Source organism: Polyangium mundeleinium, from assembly GCF_028369105.1.
Classification (GTDB): Bacteria; Myxococcota_A; Polyangia; order Polyangiales; family Polyangiaceae; genus Polyangium; species Polyangium mundeleinium.
Map to the genome: position 1 here is coordinate 3343785 of NZ_JAQNDO010000001.1, position 16530 is coordinate 3360314.

Genomic DNA, 16530 nt, shown 5'->3' on the forward strand with positions numbered 1-16530 from the left:
GCGCGCGAGGCGCCGCGTCAGCGATTCGGCTCCGGGGTCGGGCCCGCCCACGCCGCCTCGGCTTCGAGCCAGCGAAGCTCCCACGCCGAGAGCCGCGCGACCTCCTCGGGCGGCAAGGGCGAGACGAGCAGCGTCTCCGAGATGCCGAGCCCGAGCACCTTCGCGGCGCGGGAAGAAATTTCCTCGAGCTCACGAGGGCCGAGCCGCGCGAGGGCGCGGCGCAAGGACGGGAGCGACGCGAGGAAGCCCTCGAAGCTGCCCGAGGACACGTGCGCGACGAGCGCTTCGAGCAGCGACGGCTCGTCGAGCAGCGCGCGTGGCGAGAGCGCGAGCAGGCCTTCGAGGTACGCGCCCTTCGCCTCGGGCCGCCCTCGCGCCGCTTCGAAGTGCGCGCCGAGCTCCGAGCCATGCCCCGCGCCGAGGCTCACGAGCAGCCCGTCGAGCGCCCCCAGCACGAGCGGCGAGGTCGCCCGCGCGAATTCCCGCGCCGCCCGCGCCTTCGCCAGCACGAGCTCGCGCGCGGGGCCCATCCCGTCGTCCGCGAGCGTTGCCCCTCCGAGATCCGCGAGCAACGCCGGCACGTCCGAGGCCCGCGCCCCCGACGTCTGCGCGAGCCGTCCGAGCCCGCGCGTCCCCGCCTCGTACGCCGCGCGCCCGAGCGTGTCGAGCCACGCCGCCTTGGGAAGGCCGAGCCGCGCGCGTTGCGCCCGCACCCGCCGGAGCTTCCGCGCCGCTTCGAGGAGCGACCGCGGATCCTCGTCCGCGTGGATCGAGGCCCGGAGCGCCGGCGCGAGCCGCAGGCAGATCGCTTCGAGCCCCATCCGCACGCCTCGCCCCACGCACGCCGCGATCGCCCCTGCGCGGCCTTCGCCCTCCCGCGCCGCATGCGCGAGCAGCCGCGCGGCCGCCTCCTCCACGCTCGCCCCCTCCGCCGCGAGCTCCAGGAGCCGTGCGTCCACCTCCGGCGCGTACGCCACGCTCCAGCGCTCCGTCGCCGCCTCGAACCCTTCCGCATCGCCTCCGCCGACCTGCGTCGCGAACCCGAGCCCGAGCCACGCCGTGCGATGCAAGAACCACGAGCATCGTCGCGCCTTCCTCGACGTCGCGAGCGCGAGCTCGATCCCGCGCGGCGGCCCTGCCGACGGCAGGAGCCCGAGCGCCTCGGCCGTCTCCCGGAAGTCCCGCGTGATCGGGCTCGGCCCCGCTTTCGGCCCGAGCTTGCCCATCCGGCTGCCGCGCAGCGCCTCGCCGAGCGCCGCGATCACCCGCCGCCCCGAGACCCGCAGCTCGCCCTTCACGAAGCAGCTCGTCGCGGCCTCGATCACCTCGGCCCGCCCGATCTTCGGCCGCCCCCGCAGCGACGCGAGCTCCCGCGCGAACGCGAGCGCCGCGATCGCGTCGGCCGGCCCGAGCGCGTCGCCCTCGGCCCGCGCCCGCCGGATCGTCTCGAGCAGCACGCGCGTTGCCGCATGCGCGAACGGATCCGCCTCCGCGCGCGCCTCCCACACGTGCTGGTAGAACGCCGGCCCGCTCATCCCCGGCGCGTACCCGAGCAGCGCGTCGAGCCGCGGGAACGTGTATGGCACGAGCCGCACCTCCGCCTCCACGTCGTCCTTCGGCGCCCGCCGGAGCTCGGGCAGCGTCTCCCGCGCGCTGCCGAGCGCGACCACGTGCAGCGCCCCCGCCACCACGAGCACGCGCTTCCCTCGCTGCGCCGCTGCCTCCGCGATCTTCGCCGCCATGAACCGCTCGCGAAACAGCGTCCCGTCCGCTTCGAGCTCCTCCTGCCCGAACGTCCGCCGCGTCGCGAGCGCGTATGTGCCCACCGCGAGCGCCCAGCCCTCGGGGCTCTCGTCCCAGCCTCCCTGCTCGAACAGCGCCTCCCACAGCTCGTCGAAATCTCGCGCGCCTGCCCGTACGCAGAGCGCCGCCGTGAACCGGCTCCGCCCGAACCACGCGCCCGCGTCCTGCCCGAGCCGCTCGCCGAGCGCTCGCTCCGCCGAGGGGAGATCGTCCTCACCCCCGTCCGCTTCCTCCTCGGGCAGCGGCGAGAACCGATCGATGAAGCGCACCTCAGCGCCGCTCGCCTTCGCGTACCGCAGCGCCACGAGCTCGGGCGAGTAGTCGCAGAACGGGTAATACGCCCGGGATCGTGGCGCCTCCGCGGCGCGGATCTCGTCCCGCCGCGCGACGAAGCGCGGGCTCTTGCCTTCGGTCATCGCGCAGAGCGCGAACGGCGCGCGGCTCTCCGGATCGAGCAGCGCTTCGAGGTGCTCCTCGAACGGCGCGGGCAGCTCGACGAGGATCACGTCCGGCGCGAAGCTCGGCAGGAACGCTTCGAGCTTCGCCGCGCACGTCGGGCTCTGGTGGCGCACGGGAAAAAACGCGAGCGCGCTCGACAACCCGAGCCGCTTCGCCACCTCGGCGCGCGTCTCCTTCGGCGCACCGAGGTCTCCCAGGGTCATCGCTCGCGCCCGATCTTGCGCCACGCTTCGAGCAGCGCGCCCCACGGGCCGCCGTGCCGCGCTGCCCGATCACGCACCACCGTCTCCACGTACCGTTCGAGCTTCGCCGTGTCCTCGGCTGCGTCCAGGGTCGCCGCGCCGGCGAGGTGCGAGGCCACCTCCTCGGCGCCGAGCCTCCCCGTCCCGTAGTAGTGCGCGTGCAGCGCGGCGGCGTGCAGCGTCGCGATCGCCTCGGCCGTCGACAGCGGCGCCTCGGGCCTGTCGAGGTGCACGCCCTCGCGGCTTCGCCCCGCGCGGAGCTCCTGGAACGTCGTCACCACGAGCTCCACGGCATCCTGCGGCACGGGCACGCTCGCCCCCGCCGCCGCGAGCTGCTTTTGCACCTCGCGCTCGACGAGCGCCATCTCCACGCGTGGATCGCGGATCGCCCGCACCGACTCGAAGTTGAACCTGCGCCGGAGCGCCGCGCTCATCTCGTTCACGCCGCGGTCCCGCGCGTTTGCCGTCGCGATCAGGTTGAAGCCTTCCCGCGCGAACAGGATCCCGTCCTCGCCTTCGAGCTCCGGCACGCGGAGCACCTTGTCGGACAGGATGCCCACGAGGCTGTCCTGCACCTCCACGGGGCAACGCGTCAGCTCCTCGAAGCGCGCGATCCGGCCCTCGCGCATCGCAGCGAAGAGCGGCGAAGGCACGAGCGCCTCCCGCACCGGGCCTTTCGCCAGGAGCAGCGCGTAGTTCCAGGTGTACTTGATCTGATCCTCGGTCGTGGCGGCGCTGCCTTGCACCGTGAGCAGGCTCGTCCCGGTCGCGGCCGCGGCGAGCAGCTCCGACAGCATCGACTTCGCCGTCCCCGGCTCGCCGACGAGCAGGAGCGCGCGCGGCGAGGCCAGGGTCACGATCGCGCGCTCGACCAGCGCGTCGTCCCCGAAGAATTTCTGGGTCACGGCGATCTCGCCTGCGCCGCCTGGCCACGGGAGCTTCGCCTCGCCCGAGCCCAGGATGAACGTCCGGATCATCCGCGGCGACAGACGGAAGCCGCGCGGCTTCGGGTGCGTGTCGGCGGCGGCGAGGGCGTCGAGCTCCTCGCGAAAGAGCACCTCTGCGGCGGGACGGAGGACGGATTCGGCCACGCGGATCGCTTCTCGCCGCCCGGCGTGGTGCGGCTCCGGAAGGGCTACCTGCGTGATTTCTCCGCGTCAATCCGGCTCGTCCGCGCGTGGGCGCCGCGACGCGGTGAAACCCGGTGCCCTCGTGGGCCGCGCCGCCTCCGCGCCGGATCCCGGCTGGAAGTTCGCCGGAGGCTCGCGTTGCCGAGCACGATTCGCTAGCATCATCCGTGACGTGTCCCGACGAACTACCCGGGCAAGCCTGCGGGCGCCGGGCGGGGCAGGGAGAAGCCTTCGATGAACCGAATGTCTTGGCTCTTGGTCGTTCCGCTCGCGCTCGTGTCTGCCCTCTCCGTGCCGGCTGGGTGCGTCGAGTTCGACACCTACATTTACGATACGTCGGAAGACAACGACGGTGGGTCGGGCGGGAAGGACGGCGGGACGGACGGCACGGGCGGGATGCCACCGCAGTGCATGACGGTCGACCAGTGCCCGGACTCCCCCGAATGCCGCATTGGCGGCTCATGCAACGAGGGGGTGTGCGAATGGACGACGGAGAACCTGCCGGGCACGCCCGTCGGCGCGCAGATCTATGGCGATTGCAAGCGGCGGGAGTGCAACGCGTTGGGCGTCATCACACAGGCAGAGGACCCTGACGACAAGTACGACTGGGCGAACCCCTGCTACGTGGATGATTGCAATGCGGGGAATTCGCCGACGGCTGATTCTGGTAAGCCATGCACCACGGAATGGGGCAAGACCGGTCTTTGTACTGATCAATTCCAATGCAGAGAGTGCACGTTGGACGCCCATTGTCCTGGGGCCAAGTGCGCCCCCAATGGCCAATGCGTTCCGCTGCATTGTGCGAACGGTGTCCTCGATATGGCCAATGAAGAGACGGACATCGATTGCGGTGGCGCCGCCTGCGCCCCCTGTGCCGTCGGCTTGAAATGCTCGCAGCGGTCGGATTGTGAGGGAGAAGGGCAGTGCATCGGGAGCCCGAAAACCTGCCAGCTGCCCACTTGCGAGGACACCTTCAAGAACGGCAACGAGACCGACGTGAATTGCGGCGGGAGCTGCGCGGAGGACGTGGCAAACCCGAAGAGGTGCTCCGACGGTCAGGGGTGCCTCGTTCCGAACGACTGCGCGACGGGGTTGTCGTGCAAGGCCGGCATATGCAAGCCATGATGGTCTGACTTCCGGGAAGGCCCCCGGGGTCCGCGAGGACGGGGGGGCCTCTCGCGGCCGAGTGAAGGAATCGAAAACGCCAAATCTGGCGTGGAGGAGCTTCGAGCATGCGAATCGGACGAGCTTGGATTTTGCCCCTCGTGATTGCGGGGCTCTCTTCTTTGGCGGTGGCTTGCGGGACCGACCCGAACCCGGGGAACCCGACCGGCACGGGCACGGGCGGCGTGGGCGGCACGGGCGGCACCGGCGGTGAGGGCGGCGAGGGCGGCGGCGGCACCGGCGGCAATGGCGGCGGCTCGAGCTCGGGCGGCGGCAGCGCCGACACCTGCAAGCGCAGCGAGTGCCCCGGCGTCGACTCCCCGTGTGGCGTCCGCATCTGCGACGGGGGCGCTTGTGGAATGCTGGTCCTCCTGCAGGAGGGCACTGTCCTCGAGAGCCAGACGTACGGCGACTGCAAGCGCGCCGTGTGCGACGCGAACGGCGGCGTGATGCAGGTCGAGGACACGAACGACCGGTTCGACGACGGCAACCCCTGCACGCTCGACACGTGCATGAACGGGGAGATGCTCCACATCAACCAGGATGCGGGCTTCGCCTGCGGCATGAACGGCAAGTGCAACGACGCCGCCCAGTGCGTGCGCTGCAACGTCAACGGCCCTGCCAACGAATGCCAGAACGGCACCTCCTGCGTCGCGTCGAAGAACTACAAGGACACCGAGACGCTCGACGTCGCCATCAACAAGTGCGTGCCGGGGACGTGCAAGGATGGCTCGAAGAACGGCAACGAGAGCGACATCGACTGCGGCGGCAGCGCCTGCGCGCCTTGTGAGGTCGGCAAGGCTTGCAACGGGCCGCTCGACTGCCTCGAAGCCGTCTGCGACCCCGCCACGAAGCTGTGCGTTGCGCCCACATGCACCGACGGCGCCTTGAACGGCACCGAGACCTTCCCCGACTTCGGCGGCCCGATGTGCCCGCCGAACACCGTCCTCGGGGCCGCGTGCCACGTCCCCGAGGACTGCGCCTCCGGCGTCTGCCAGGCCGCGAAGTGCGCGGCGCCCGCCTGCACCGACGCGACCCAGAACGGCAGCGAGATCGGCGTCGACTGCGGCGGGACCTGCGCGACGAAATGTATCGAGCCCTGAGCCGCGCGCGAATCTCCACCCCGCGCGCCGGCCTCTTGCGCTATCGTGCAGCCGTACACCTGTCACGGACGTAACGAAAGCCCGAGCCCTCACGCCCTCGCAGGCGGCCTCCGCCCGCGGGGGCGCGCGTTCTTTTTCCGAAGACGCGCGCCGGGGGGGCTCGCGCTTCGGCGTCGAAAGAGCCGCGGGCGACGCGGCCCGGGAGGAATGCTTTGCCATGAGAATCGAACGAGCTTGGATGATCGCTTGTATCCTCGGCGCGACGATTGCGGCGTCCGCGGTCGGCTGCGGGGATGACCCCGGCTCCAACACCGCGACGTCGAGCTCGTCGAGCGGCGGGACGGCTGGTACCGGCGGCACGGGCGGCATGGGCGGCACGGGCGGCATGGGCGGCGACGGCGGCGGCGTGCCTCCCGAGTGCACGAAGGCGGCGGACTGCACGGCCCAGGGAGAAGCAAACTTCTGCGGCGAGCCGGCGTGCGAGGCGGGCAAGTGTGTCCGCAAGGCCCTGCAGCCGGCGGGCACGCCGTTGCCTTCGCAGGTCTACGGCGATTGCACCGAGGTGCAATGCGACGGCAGCGCCCAGCCTGCGCCCGTCCACAAGAACGACGACGTCTACAACGACGGCAACGAGTGCACCGACGACGTCTGCGTGGAGGGCGTCGCCATGCACAACGTCCAGGGGCAGGGCTTCCTCTGCTCCGCGGCGGGCATTTGCAACGACATGGGCCAGTGCGTGCAATGCATCGAGGGCGTGCAGGGCTGCTTCAGCGGCAACCAGATGTGCATGCAGGGCGTCTGCGTCGGCATCAACTGCGGCAACGGCATCAAGAACCCGGGCGAGGGCGACATCGATTGCGGCGGCAACTGCCTCCCCTGCGACGATGGCAAGACCTGCACGAACGGCTCGCAATGCAAGAGCGGCGTCTGCACGGGCGGCATGTGCGCCGTGCCGAGCTGCATGGACGCCGTGAAGAACGGCAAGGAGACCGGCTTCGATTGCGGCGGCGGCGAATGCCCGCCCTGCGCCAAGGACGAGGGCTGCCTGCTCCCGACGGACTGCCAGAGCGGCGTCTGCGTCGACGTCTTCTGCGCCGAGCCGAGCTGCACGGACGCCCTGCAGAACGGCGACGAGGCCGGCATCGATTGCGGCGGCTCCTGCCCGAACGCCTGCCCCTGAGCGGCTCTCCGCGCGCCAGCGCGTGATTTTTGTTCGTCACGCGCCGGCGTTTTTCTTCCGACCCCGAAAGACATCGCTTACGATCCCGCCCGGAGGCGGTGATGTATCGGCATGTCTTTGGGTTTCTTGGGCTTTCGATTTTTCTCTTGGCGGCGGCGTGTGCGCCGGAGCTACAGACGGACGGCACGGGCGGGACGGGCGGCGCGGGCGCCGCGGGCGGGATGGGGGGCACGGGAGGCACGGGCGGGCTGGAATGTACGAGCGCAGCGGACTGTGCAGACAACGAGTGCAAGGTCGGCCCCTCGTGCAACGCCGGGGTGTGTGAATGGACGACCGTGAACATGCCCGGCACGCCCGTGGGCGCACAGATCTACGGTGATTGCAAGGTGCGCGAGTGCGACGCGACCGGCAACGTCACGGAGACCGAGATTGACGGCGATTTTTACGATTTCGTCGATCCGTGTTACCAGGACGGTTGCTCGGCGGGGGCAAGCCCGCAGCCCGATCCCGGTAAGCAATGCACGACGAAATGGGGTAAAGTCGGTCTATGCGGCGACGCGTTCAACTGCATCGAATGCGCCGTGGATGCCGATTGTAGCGGGTACAAGTGTACCTCGATCGGCAGGTGTGTTCCTCTGCATTGCTTGAACGGTGTTTTTGACTCCCCCAGCGGCGAGACGGACATCGATTGTGGTGGCCCGTGCACGCCCTGCGCGGCCGGCCTGAAGTGCAACCAGCGGTCCGACTGCGAAGGTGAAGGACTGTGCATAGGTAGCCCCAAAGTCTGCCAGGTGCCAACTTGCAGCGACGCCGTCCAAAACGGCAACGAGACCGACTCGGATTGCGGTGGCAATTGCGCAGAGGACGTGGCAGACCCCAAGAGGTGCTCCGAGGGCCAGGGTTGCCTCTTCCCTAACGACTGCGCAGCCGGCCTCTCCTGCAAATCGGGCACCTGCCAGCCCTGACCCTTTTCCCCCATGCCCGCCCCCCGCCTTCCCGACGTCCCCTCCGATTGCCTGCTCTGCGGCACCTGCTGCTTTTCCGACCTCCCCGAGTACGTCCGCGTCTTCGGCGTCGACCACGACCGCATGGATGACAGCGCCCGCGCGCTCACCGAGTTCATCGGCAATCGCTGCTACATGCGCATCGAGGACGGCCATTGCGCCGCGCTCGTCCCCGATCCGGCGACGCGCCGCTTCGTCTGCTCCATCTATCCCATGCGCCCGGACGCCTGCCGCTCCCTCGAGCGTGGCACCTCCGCGTGCCTCGGCGAGCTCAGCTTGAAGCAAGAGCGCCCCTTGCTCGCACTCGAATCAATCGTCCGGAAAAACCGTTAGGGAGAATCTCCCGCGTCCGTCCCCGCGTCCGCCCCCACAGGCGCGGCGCGACGCTCGATCCGCATCGTCACGTCCAAGAGGACGGTTTGTCCCGCAATGACCCGGATCTCCCGCTTCTCGTCCGGCGCGTTCGGGTGCTTGAACGTCACGTAATGCCGGCCCGAAACGACCGGAATCGGACGCCCGATCGGCGTCACGTCCACGTACCGCCCGTCGACGAGCACCTCGGCCCACGGCCGCGCGAGCACCTTTACGTAACCCCGCTCCGACGCGTCCGCCTCGCTCGCCGGCTCGGCCGTCACGTCCTCCTCGCGGACGAACCCCTCCACCACCACCGCGCCCACCACGACGAGCCCGAACAGCACGGCAAGCCTCTGCGCGAGCGGCCCGAGCGGCAAGGGCGGCGGCCCCTTCTTCGGCTGCCTCCGCCCCTTCTCCTCGCCGATCTCCTCGCCCAGGAACGACAGCGCGAGCGCCCGCGTCACGAGCTTCCGCGACGGATCCCGCGTCGCCTCGTCGAGCGCCTCGGCCAGCGCCTCGGCCAGCGCGTCCCCGTCCTCGAACCGATCCTCCGGCCGCTTCGCCAGGCAGCGCATCACGATCCGCGACAGCCCTCGCGGCAGCACGATCCCGTGCCGATCGAGCGGCTGCGGCTCCTGGCTCCGCACCCGCCGCGCGAGCTCCTCGCGCCCTTCCGCGCCCTCGTCCCACGGCCGCGCCCCGGCGAGCATCTCGTAGAGCACGACCCCCAGGGAAAACACGTCCGATCGCGGGCTCGCCGGCTCCCCCACGATCTGCTCCGGCGCTGCGTACTCCGGCCCGGACAGCCGTTCGCTCCCGTCGAACGGCGACGGCGCGGCGGGCGCCGACAGATCCATCGCCGCCCCGAAATCCACGAGCACGCTCCGCCCGTCCGGCGCGAGCGCGATCCCCTCCGGCCGCACGTCGCGGTGCACGATCCCTCGCGCGTGCGCGTGCCCGAGCCCCGACGCGACGCCGAGCGCGATCGCCATCGCCACCTCGTGCGGCAGCCGCTTCGTCCGCGCGAGCACGGCCGCGAGCCGCGGCCCCGGCACGTCTTCGAGCGCCACCCACGTCGCGCCTGACCCCGGCGACACGTCGAGGCAACGCACCACCGACGCGTGCCCCATCTTCGCCAGGATCCGCGCCTCGCGCCCGAGCGCCGACCCGAGCGGCGACCCTTCTGCGAGCGTCCCCTTCAGCGCCTTGACGATCGCCACGCGCCCGAGCCGCTCGTGCTCGGCGCGGTAGAGCGTGGCGATTGCCCCTTCGGACAGCTTCTCCCGGACCCGGTACGGCCCTATCTGCGCCTGCAAATCGAGCCCCTACACCGGAGAGCGGCCACCCGTCATCCCGCTCGGCGCCTCGATCCCGAGCACCTCGAGCACCACCTTCGCCACGTCCGCGAGGCTCCGATCGTCGGCGAGTTTTCCGCGCGGGTGCGTCGAGACGAACGGCACCACGTTCGTCGTATGACCGCCGCGCGGCTTGCCCTCCGCGTCGAGCATCTCCTCGCAGCCGCCGTGGGTCCCCACCACGAAAAGCGCGCCGCCCTTCTCCTCCGTCGCCGCCGCGATCTGCGCGACCGCCGCGTCCACCGCCTCGACCGCTGCGATCGCCGCTGCGAGATCGCCCCGGTGCGCCGCGTGATCCATCGCCGCGAGGCTCACGATCACCACGTCGTGGCTCCCTTCGCGGATCGCGCGTGTTGCTGCCTCCGCGATGTTCTCCGCTTCGACGACGCGGATCTCCTCGCCGTCCTTGCGTGTCCTGCGACCCCCGTCGAACCCTTGCGCCACGTGCCTCGCGCGGTCCGGCTCCGCGATCCGGAGCTGCGTCAACCCCGCCGCCGCGATCACGTCGCCGAGCGTGCCCTCCGGGGGTTCGTCCGGGAACGCGCTCATCACTTCGAGCGCCGGATCGAGCCCCACGAGGGAGAGCAGGCCGAACTCGTCGAACGCGTACACGGGCTTCTTCCGATCCGTCAGGTACGCCTCGACCTCGGGCGGGATGCCGCGACGAACCAGCATCGCCGCGAGCTGCTCCACGCGGTCCGCGCGGTGCGTCAGGACGAGCCCCGCTTCCTCGCCGAACCACGCCCAGCCCGCGCTCTGCCCCGAGGCGAAGTCGGCCATGAACGACCCGACCATCCCCTCGTACTCGCCGATCCGCGTGGGCTCGACGTTCCCGTCCGTGAGCTTCGCCTGATACGCGGCCTGCAGCGCCTCGTACGGCGTCTCCTTCGTCTTTGCCTCGCCGCGCACGATCGCCGCGTAGGCCTTCTCCACGCGGTCCCAGCGGCCGCTCCGATCCATCGCGTACGACTGCCCCGCGATCGTCCCGATCACGCCTTTGTCTTCGAGCTCGAAGGCGAGCGGCTCGAGCAGCTTCCACGCGCTCCGCGGCGCCGAGGCCCTCTCTTCCAGGAACGCGTGCACCACGACCTTCACGTCGTGCGCCTCGCACACCCGCACCATCAACCGCAGGTGCTCCAGCGTCCCGTGCGCGCCGTCCGCCGAGATCGGCGTGAACAGGTGCATGCGGCAGTTCCGGTCGTTGGCGATCCACATCGCCCGCTCGATGACCTTGTTCGACCAGAGCTTCTTCGCGGCGATCGCCTCGTCGATCCGCGTGCGCGCAGGGCGCGGCGTCCGGCCCGTCCCGATCGCCTCGTATCCGAGTGCGCCCGTGCCGACCTTGCCCGCGCCGAGCCCCACGGCCTCGCCGCTCGCCTGCAGGCGTGTCTTTCCGAACTGCTCGCCGAGCCGCGCGAGCGCCTCGGCCTTCGCCAGCCGGACCGCGTTTCCTTCACGCGCGTCGCGCTCCCCGAGCCCGTCGAGCAGGCACAACACCACGGGCTTCTGCCTCGCCACCACCATGCGTGTACTCTACTCGCTCTTCGGGCTCGCTTGCCGGGTCGTCCGCCGCGATCGCACGGCTTCCCGGGCCAGCGTATCTGCGCGTTCGTTCCCGCGGACGCCCGAGTGGCCGGGGACGTACTCGAGCCGCGTTTTGCTGCGCTTCAGGGCATCTTTGACCTCGGCCACGAGGTCCGTGTTGGCCTTCGCCTTCCAGCCCTTCTGGAGCACGCCGATCGCGTACTGGCTGTCCGTGCGGACGAGCAGGGATTTCCCCGTGTCCGCGACGGCTTCCACGGCCCGCAAGATCGCCGTCAGCTCCGCGATGTTGTTCGTCCCGTTGCCGAGATACTCACTGATCTCGATCCGCCGATCTCCATCTTCCACCAGCACCCCGAGCCCCGCCGGCCCCGGATTGCCCGTGCAGGCGCCGTCCGCGTAGGCGACGACCTGCCCGTCCGCAGGCGGCGGCGCCGCGTCGTGCGCGGCCTTCGCTGCGGCCTTGCGCTCCTCGGACGTCGTCGCCTTGGCCCGGCTCGTCCCCGCGGACTTCGTCGCGCCCTTGGCCTCGCCCTCTTTTTTCTCGACGGCTTCGGCCTCACCACACGCGTCGTCCGGCAGCACCTCGCCCGGGACCACCTTCAGGTTGTCCTCGCGTGCTCCGTACTTCCGCCCGTCGTTCGGCTTGTACCGGATCTCCACACGACCGCCGTCCGAGACCAGGCGGCCTGCCTCGTCGGCCTTCGCATACACTTTTTGCCCGCGCAGGAGCGCTCGTACCCACGGCACGCGCGCACCTTGGCACAGACCCCCGCCATGACGAAAGCAATCGTCATCGGTTCCGTCACGCCGTCGCCCCCGTGACAGCCGGCCCTGCCCGTTGTACACGCCCCGTTCGTGAACGAGAACGAAGACGTGCGACCCTTCTTTGCGCCTGGCCTCTTCGAGGGGCAGGTGGCCATCGTCACCGGCGGCGGCAGCGGCATCGGGCTCACCGTGGCGCGGGAGCTTGGTCGGCTCGGCGCGAGCATCGCGATCTGCGGACGAAAACCCGAGAAGATCGAAGCCGCGCTCGGCACCCTGCGCGAGGCGGGCCTTGCCGAGAGCTGCCTCCTCGGCCTGCCTTGTGACATCCGCGAGCCTGCGCAGATCGAGGCGTTCGTCCGCGCCGTGATGGATCGCTTCGGCCGCGTCGACATCCTCGTGAACAACGCGGGCGGCCAGTTCCCGAGCCCGGCCGAGCAGATCTCGCCGCGGGGCTTCGAGGCCGTCGTCCGCAACAACCTGAACGGCACGTTCTACATGACCCGCGAGGTCGCGAACGTGGCCATGATCCCGCAGAAGCGCGGCCGCATCGTCAACGTCACGGCCATGGTCGTCCGCGGGTTCCCGGGCATGGCGCACACCGGCGCCGCGCGCGCGGGCGTCGAGAACCTCACGCGCACGCTCGCCGTCGAGTGGTCCTCGCATGGAATCCGGGTCAATGCGGTCGCGCCGGGCACGATTCGTTCGAGCGGCACGGCGCAATATGGCGACGGGATGCTCGAGGTCGCGCGCAAGGCGACGCCCTTGAAGCGCCTCGGCGGCGTGGACGAGGTCGCGCGTGTGGTCGTGTTCCTCGCCAGCGAGCGCAACGATTTCATCACGGGCGCGGTGATCCCGATCGACGGGGGTGCCTCGCTCTGGGGCGACATCTGGCCGATCTCCGACCCGTAGCGTGAACGCCGGCGATCCCCATACCTCCCCCGAGGGAGACGTCTCCGCTTCGGCCCCCGTGACCGAAGCGCCCCCGCCTGCGCCTGCGCCGGCTCCCGCACCGGCACCTGCGCCCGCACCCAGGACAAACCATTTTCGCGCCGCCTACGCGTGGTGCCGTGAATACGTCCTCGGGTACGACCCCGGGTTTTTCTGGGTCCTCGCGCCTTTTATCCTGCTCTGCATGGTGCTCTATACCCGGGCGCCCACGACGAACTACATCTTCGACGAGCAGGAAGCGCTCCTCGCGAACCCGTACGTCAACGCCACCGGGGGCCTGCGCTACATCGACGCCATCTTCCGCGATTTCTGGGGCCTGCCGCCCGATCGCAGCGTCGGCTCCTATCGTCCGGTCCCCAATTTCCTGTGGCGCGCGCTCTGGGCCATCTCCAAGCAGCCCTTCTTCCACCATTTCTACAACGTCCTCTTCCACGCCGTGAATGGCGCGCTCCTCTCGCTCGTGACCTTCCGGATCACGCGCAGGCGGGGCACGGCCTATCTCGCCGGCGCGATCTTCGTCTCCGCCGCCATTCTCACCGAGGCCGTGAGCGGCATCGTCGGCATTGCCGACGTCTTCGGCGGCATGGGCGCCCTCCTCGCCGTGCTCGCGCTCGCGCTCCCGGGCTGGCTCATGCCCGCAGGCGTCTTTTTCGCGCTCCTCTTTGGCCTCTTCAGCAAGGAGAGCGCGGTCGTCTGCGTCCCGCTCGTCCCCTTCGCTGCGCTCGTCTTCGCGCCGCATCTGCACCCCGAGCGCCCTGCGCGCATTCTCCGCACCACGGCCGCGCTCGTCGCCTCCGTCTTCGCGTTCGTCTTGTACGTCGAGCTGCGCAAACGCTGGTTCCCCTCGCCGACGCCAGCGGAGCTCCTCGAACCCTTGCCCGAGGGCGCCTCGCAGCTCTCGCGGGCCGCGCGCGCCTTCCTCCTCTGGTTCCACCAGGCGCCGCTCCCGCGCGACCCGCTGAACAACCCCCTCGCCGAGGTCGATCTCCCGCACCGCATCGCCGGCGCCCTCCGCGTCTACTGGCGTGGCCTCGTGCAGGTCGTCTTTCCGCGCACCCTCAGCGGTGATTACTCGTTCCCGCAGGAGCCCGCGCCCGACCGCCTGGTGTTCGCCGAGAGCGTGCTCGGTGGCCTCTTTTTGATCGGGCCGCCTCTCGCGGGGATCGTCGCGTGGATCGTCGGCGTCGTCCGGGAACGCGCGGCGCGCAAGGAAATCGTGCGGCTTGGGCTCGCGGGATCAACGGCGCCGGGCCGCCCTCGGCTTGCCGTCCTCGCGGCCGTCCTCTTCGCGCTCGCACCCGCGCTCGTGGCCGTCGAAGTCTTCGTCCTTCGTCCTCGCGGCATCTCGCTCACGTTGCGTGGGTTCTCCTGGGCCATCCTGGCCGTGCCCGTCCTCGCGATTTCGCTTGGCCTCTTCGCCGATTCCACGCGTGGCGTGGTCCCGCCCGACGCGCCGGAGGCCCCGCGTCCGCTCGGGCGCGCGGGGCTTGCGCTCGTGGCGGTGGGCCTCGTTTGGCTCGTCGTGAGTTATTTCCCGCACTCGAACATCCCGGTCGTCCTGCCGACCGTGCGGGCCGAGCGATTCTGGTATTTCCCGGTCATCGGCACCTCGCTCGTGCTCGCGGTCGCCTTCGCGGCGGTGCACGAGCGCCTGTCGAAGCGCCCGCGCCTCCGCTTCGTGGTCCCGGCCGTGTTCGTGGCGTTTTTCGTGTTCCAGTGCGTCAAGGCCTACGCGCACGCCATGGATTACCGCTCGGACCTCACGTTCTGGGAGGCGACGAAGGACGCGGTGCCGATGTCGGCGAAGGCGCACCTCAATTTTTCGGTCATGAAGGGCGCGCGCGGGGACATGGAGACGCGCCTCGCCGAGAGCCGGAAGGCGCTTGAGCTCGCGCCGGACTGGGCCATGGCGCACGTGTATACCGGCGACACGCTTTGCCGCATGCACCGCCCGGACGAGGCGTGGCCCCATTACGAGATCGGCTTTGCGAAGGGCGCGAACGAGATCGGGCTCCTCGCGCTCGGGCTCCAGTGCCTTTTCGACGAGAAGAAGCTGAAGGAGCACGAGGACACCCTGCGCGCGCTCGCGGAGGAGCACCCCGGGACCTGGCTCGCGTACCTCGCGGTCGACACGCTCGACAACGGCGAGAAGCACGGCGGCGTTGATCCGAAGCACCGCCCGCGCTCCTACAACGAAGGGCCAAAGGACAACGCCGAATAAAGTCCGGGCCTTCGAAACGAGAAACCCCGCCTCGGCTGGACCGAGGCGGGGTTTTTCCTTTTATCCGACGATCAGACGGAGAGGATCACTTGTTCTTGCGGTACGTGGCCCACTGGGCCTGCATCCGCGAGCTCTGGCCCTCGGTGAAGGTGTTCATGCAGGCGTCGTCGGTGTAGTCCATGAAGTTCAGGATGGGATCGACGCCCGAAATGGCCGCGCAGCTGTCGCGGCCCGTCGGGCAGCCGTACGCGGCCGACTTCTCGGCCGGCGTGTCGGAAACGCCGTCGCCGCCGGTGGTGGCGTTCTTCGCGCAGCCACCCTGGAACGTGTGGTAGAGGCCCATCCAGTGGCCGACCTCGTGCGTGCCCGTGTCGCCGAGGTTGTACGGCGTCGCGGTGCCGCCGGGGACCGACGAGAAGAGGAGGACGACGCCGTCATCCTTCGGGTAGCTCGTGTAGCTCGAGGGGAACGTCGCCCAGCCGAGCAGGCCGCCGCCCGGGTTCGAGCTGTAGATGTTGAGGTCGTCCGCCGAGCCCTGGCGGAGGGCCGTCTTCATGTTCGTCTCCGCCGCCGTGCCCGGGCCCGCCGTGTACCACGTGCTGTTCGTCGTGCGGTCGACGCTGACGAGGTTGAAGCTCACGCCCCAGGGCGCGTACGCGGCATTGAGGACCTGGATCTGCGCGTCGATCTGGCTCTGCGGGATATCGCCGTTCGAGACGCCCGAGCCCTTGTTGATGACGTGCCAGTAGACGGGGATGGTCGCGCCGACGCTGACGTTGAAGTTGTCCTTCCAGGGAGCGAGCTGCTCGAACTCGGCCTCGAGCTTGGCGAACTCCTCCGCCGTCAGCTCCTTCGTGCCGCAGGTGCGCACGACGGGCATCCCGGCGGCTTCCGTCTCGCCACCGACATCCACGCCCTCGCCGAGCTCGGTCGAGTCGGCGCTGCAGCCCGCGCCGAGCAGCGCGAAGGCGGAGAAGATACCCCCGAGAACGACCGTGTACTGAAAATTGCGCATGCGGCTCTCCTTGTGCTGTCGGAAAAAAAGGACCCACGCAATGTACAGGTCGCGCACCGTTTTATTCAAGTGAAATCGATTCGAAATCGACGCCATGCCGGGACGCGTAATGACGCGATCGGTATCAAAAGCAATCAAATTGCAAAACAATTGGACGCCGCGCGCGCGCGACCGGGCCTACGTCCGTTTGGGGCGGGACGTGTAAATATCCGAAGCTGCGGATAATTTGGTCCAGCTTCGCC

Annotated in this window: 13 protein-coding genes; 7 read left to right on the plus strand and 6 right to left on the minus strand. The window is 69.9% G+C overall.

All coding sequences use genetic code 11. The features are described 5' to 3' along the window. Positions 1-17: 17 nt before the first annotated feature. Together POL67_RS13570 and POL67_RS13575 are read right to left on the minus strand one after the other, a co-directional pair. Positions 18-2465, minus strand: a complete 2448-nt coding sequence (locus POL67_RS13570) for a DUF5682 family protein (RefSeq protein ID WP_271917724.1) — start codon at positions 2463-2465, stop codon at positions 18-20. Beyond that, the gene (locus POL67_RS13575) at positions 2462-3595 is read right to left on the minus strand and encodes an ATP-binding protein (protein WP_271917725.1); all 1134 of its coding nucleotides are present in this window, start codon (positions 3593-3595) and stop codon (positions 2462-2464) included. Before POL67_RS13575 ends, POL67_RS13570 begins: the two co-directional genes overlap by 4 nt. Before the next feature lie 273 nt (positions 3596-3868). On the opposite strand from POL67_RS13575, the gene POL67_RS13580 reads away from it, so the two are divergent. The 5 genes from POL67_RS13580 (at position 3869) to POL67_RS13600 (ending at position 8418) form a co-directional block, all read left to right on the plus strand. Beyond that, the gene (locus POL67_RS13580; protein WP_271917727.1) at positions 3869-4759 is read left to right on the plus strand and encodes a hypothetical protein; all 891 of its coding nucleotides are present in this window, start codon (positions 3869-3871) and stop codon (positions 4757-4759) included. Between the two features lie 107 nt (positions 4760-4866). Further along, complete coding sequence (locus tag POL67_RS13585; RefSeq protein ID WP_271917728.1) at positions 4867-5901, plus strand: hypothetical protein; 1035 nt, start codon at positions 4867-4869, stop codon at positions 5899-5901. A 217-nt stretch (positions 5902-6118) separates the two neighbouring features. Further along, on the plus strand, positions 6119-7081 hold the full coding sequence (locus POL67_RS13590; protein WP_271917729.1) for a hypothetical protein: 963 nt from the start codon (positions 6119-6121) through the stop codon (positions 7079-7081). Between the two features lie 98 nt (positions 7082-7179). Beyond that, the gene (locus tag POL67_RS13595; protein ID WP_271917730.1) at positions 7180-8046 is read left to right on the plus strand and encodes a hypothetical protein; all 867 of its coding nucleotides are present in this window, start codon (positions 7180-7182) and stop codon (positions 8044-8046) included. Between the two features lie 12 nt (positions 8047-8058). Next, positions 8059-8418, plus strand: a complete 360-nt coding sequence (locus POL67_RS13600; RefSeq protein WP_271917731.1) for a YkgJ family cysteine cluster protein — start codon at positions 8059-8061, stop codon at positions 8416-8418. Here the strand turns inward: POL67_RS13600 and POL67_RS13605 are convergent. The 3 genes from POL67_RS13605 to POL67_RS13615 are packed head-to-tail and all read right to left on the minus strand — an operon-like array spanning position 8415 to position 12086. After that, positions 8415-9755: a serine/threonine-protein kinase gene (locus tag POL67_RS13605; RefSeq protein ID WP_271917732.1), complete on the minus strand. Its 1341-nt coding sequence runs from the start codon at positions 9753-9755 to the stop codon at positions 8415-8417. The two genes, POL67_RS13600 and POL67_RS13605, sit on opposite strands and share 4 nt — an antisense overlap. Before the next feature lie 9 nt (positions 9756-9764). Next, on the minus strand, positions 9765-11318 hold the full coding sequence (locus POL67_RS13610) for an alkaline phosphatase family protein (RefSeq protein ID WP_271917733.1): 1554 nt from the start codon (positions 11316-11318) through the stop codon (positions 9765-9767). A gap of 9 nt (positions 11319-11327) precedes the next feature. Continuing rightward, positions 11328-12086, minus strand: coding sequence for a ribonuclease HI (locus POL67_RS13615; protein WP_271917734.1), 759 nt, complete (start codon positions 12084-12086; stop codon positions 11328-11330). Positions 12087-12212: 126 nt separating this feature from the next. Here POL67_RS13615 and POL67_RS13620 point away from each other — a divergent pair, with 126 nt between their 5' ends. After that, positions 12213-13013 carry an SDR family oxidoreductase gene (locus POL67_RS13620; protein ID WP_271917735.1) on the plus strand — a complete coding sequence of 267 codons (801 nt, stop codon included), beginning with the start codon at positions 12213-12215 and terminating at the stop codon, positions 13011-13013. A 58-nt stretch (positions 13014-13071) separates the two neighbouring features. Next, the gene (locus POL67_RS13625; RefSeq protein ID WP_271917736.1) at positions 13072-15273 is read left to right on the plus strand and encodes a tetratricopeptide repeat protein; all 2202 of its coding nucleotides are present in this window, start codon (positions 13072-13074) and stop codon (positions 15271-15273) included. Positions 15274-15358: 85 nt separating this feature from the next. On the opposite strand, the gene POL67_RS13630 is transcribed toward POL67_RS13625, so the two are convergent. Next, positions 15359-16288, minus strand: a complete 930-nt coding sequence (locus POL67_RS13630; protein WP_271917738.1) for a zinc metalloprotease — start codon at positions 16286-16288, stop codon at positions 15359-15361. Positions 16289-16530: the final 242 nt, after the last annotated feature.

Bases quoted from the DNA above. Each gene is read 5' to 3' on its own strand.
- POL67_RS13600 (WP_271917731.1), top strand. From the start codon at position 8,059: ATGCCCGCCCCCCGCCTTCCCGACGTCCCCTCCGATTGCCTGCTCTGC.
- POL67_RS13585 (WP_271917728.1), top strand. From the start codon at position 4,867: ATGCGAATCGGACGAGCTTGGATTTTGCCCCTCGTGATTGCGGGGCTC.
- POL67_RS13590 (WP_271917729.1), top strand. From the start codon at position 6,119: ATGAGAATCGAACGAGCTTGGATGATCGCTTGTATCCTCGGCGCGACG.
- POL67_RS13580 (WP_271917727.1), top strand. From the start codon at position 3,869: ATGAACCGAATGTCTTGGCTCTTGGTCGTTCCGCTCGCGCTCGTGTCT.
- POL67_RS13630 (WP_271917738.1), bottom strand. From the start codon at position 16,288: ATGCGCAATTTTCAGTACACGGTCGTTCTCGGGGGTATCTTCTCCGCC.
- POL67_RS13610 (WP_271917733.1), bottom strand. From the start codon at position 11,318: ATGGTGGTGGCGAGGCAGAAGCCCGTGGTGTTGTGCCTGCTCGACGGG.
- POL67_RS13570 (WP_271917724.1), bottom strand. From the start codon at position 2,465: ATGACCCTGGGAGACCTCGGTGCGCCGAAGGAGACGCGCGCCGAGGTG.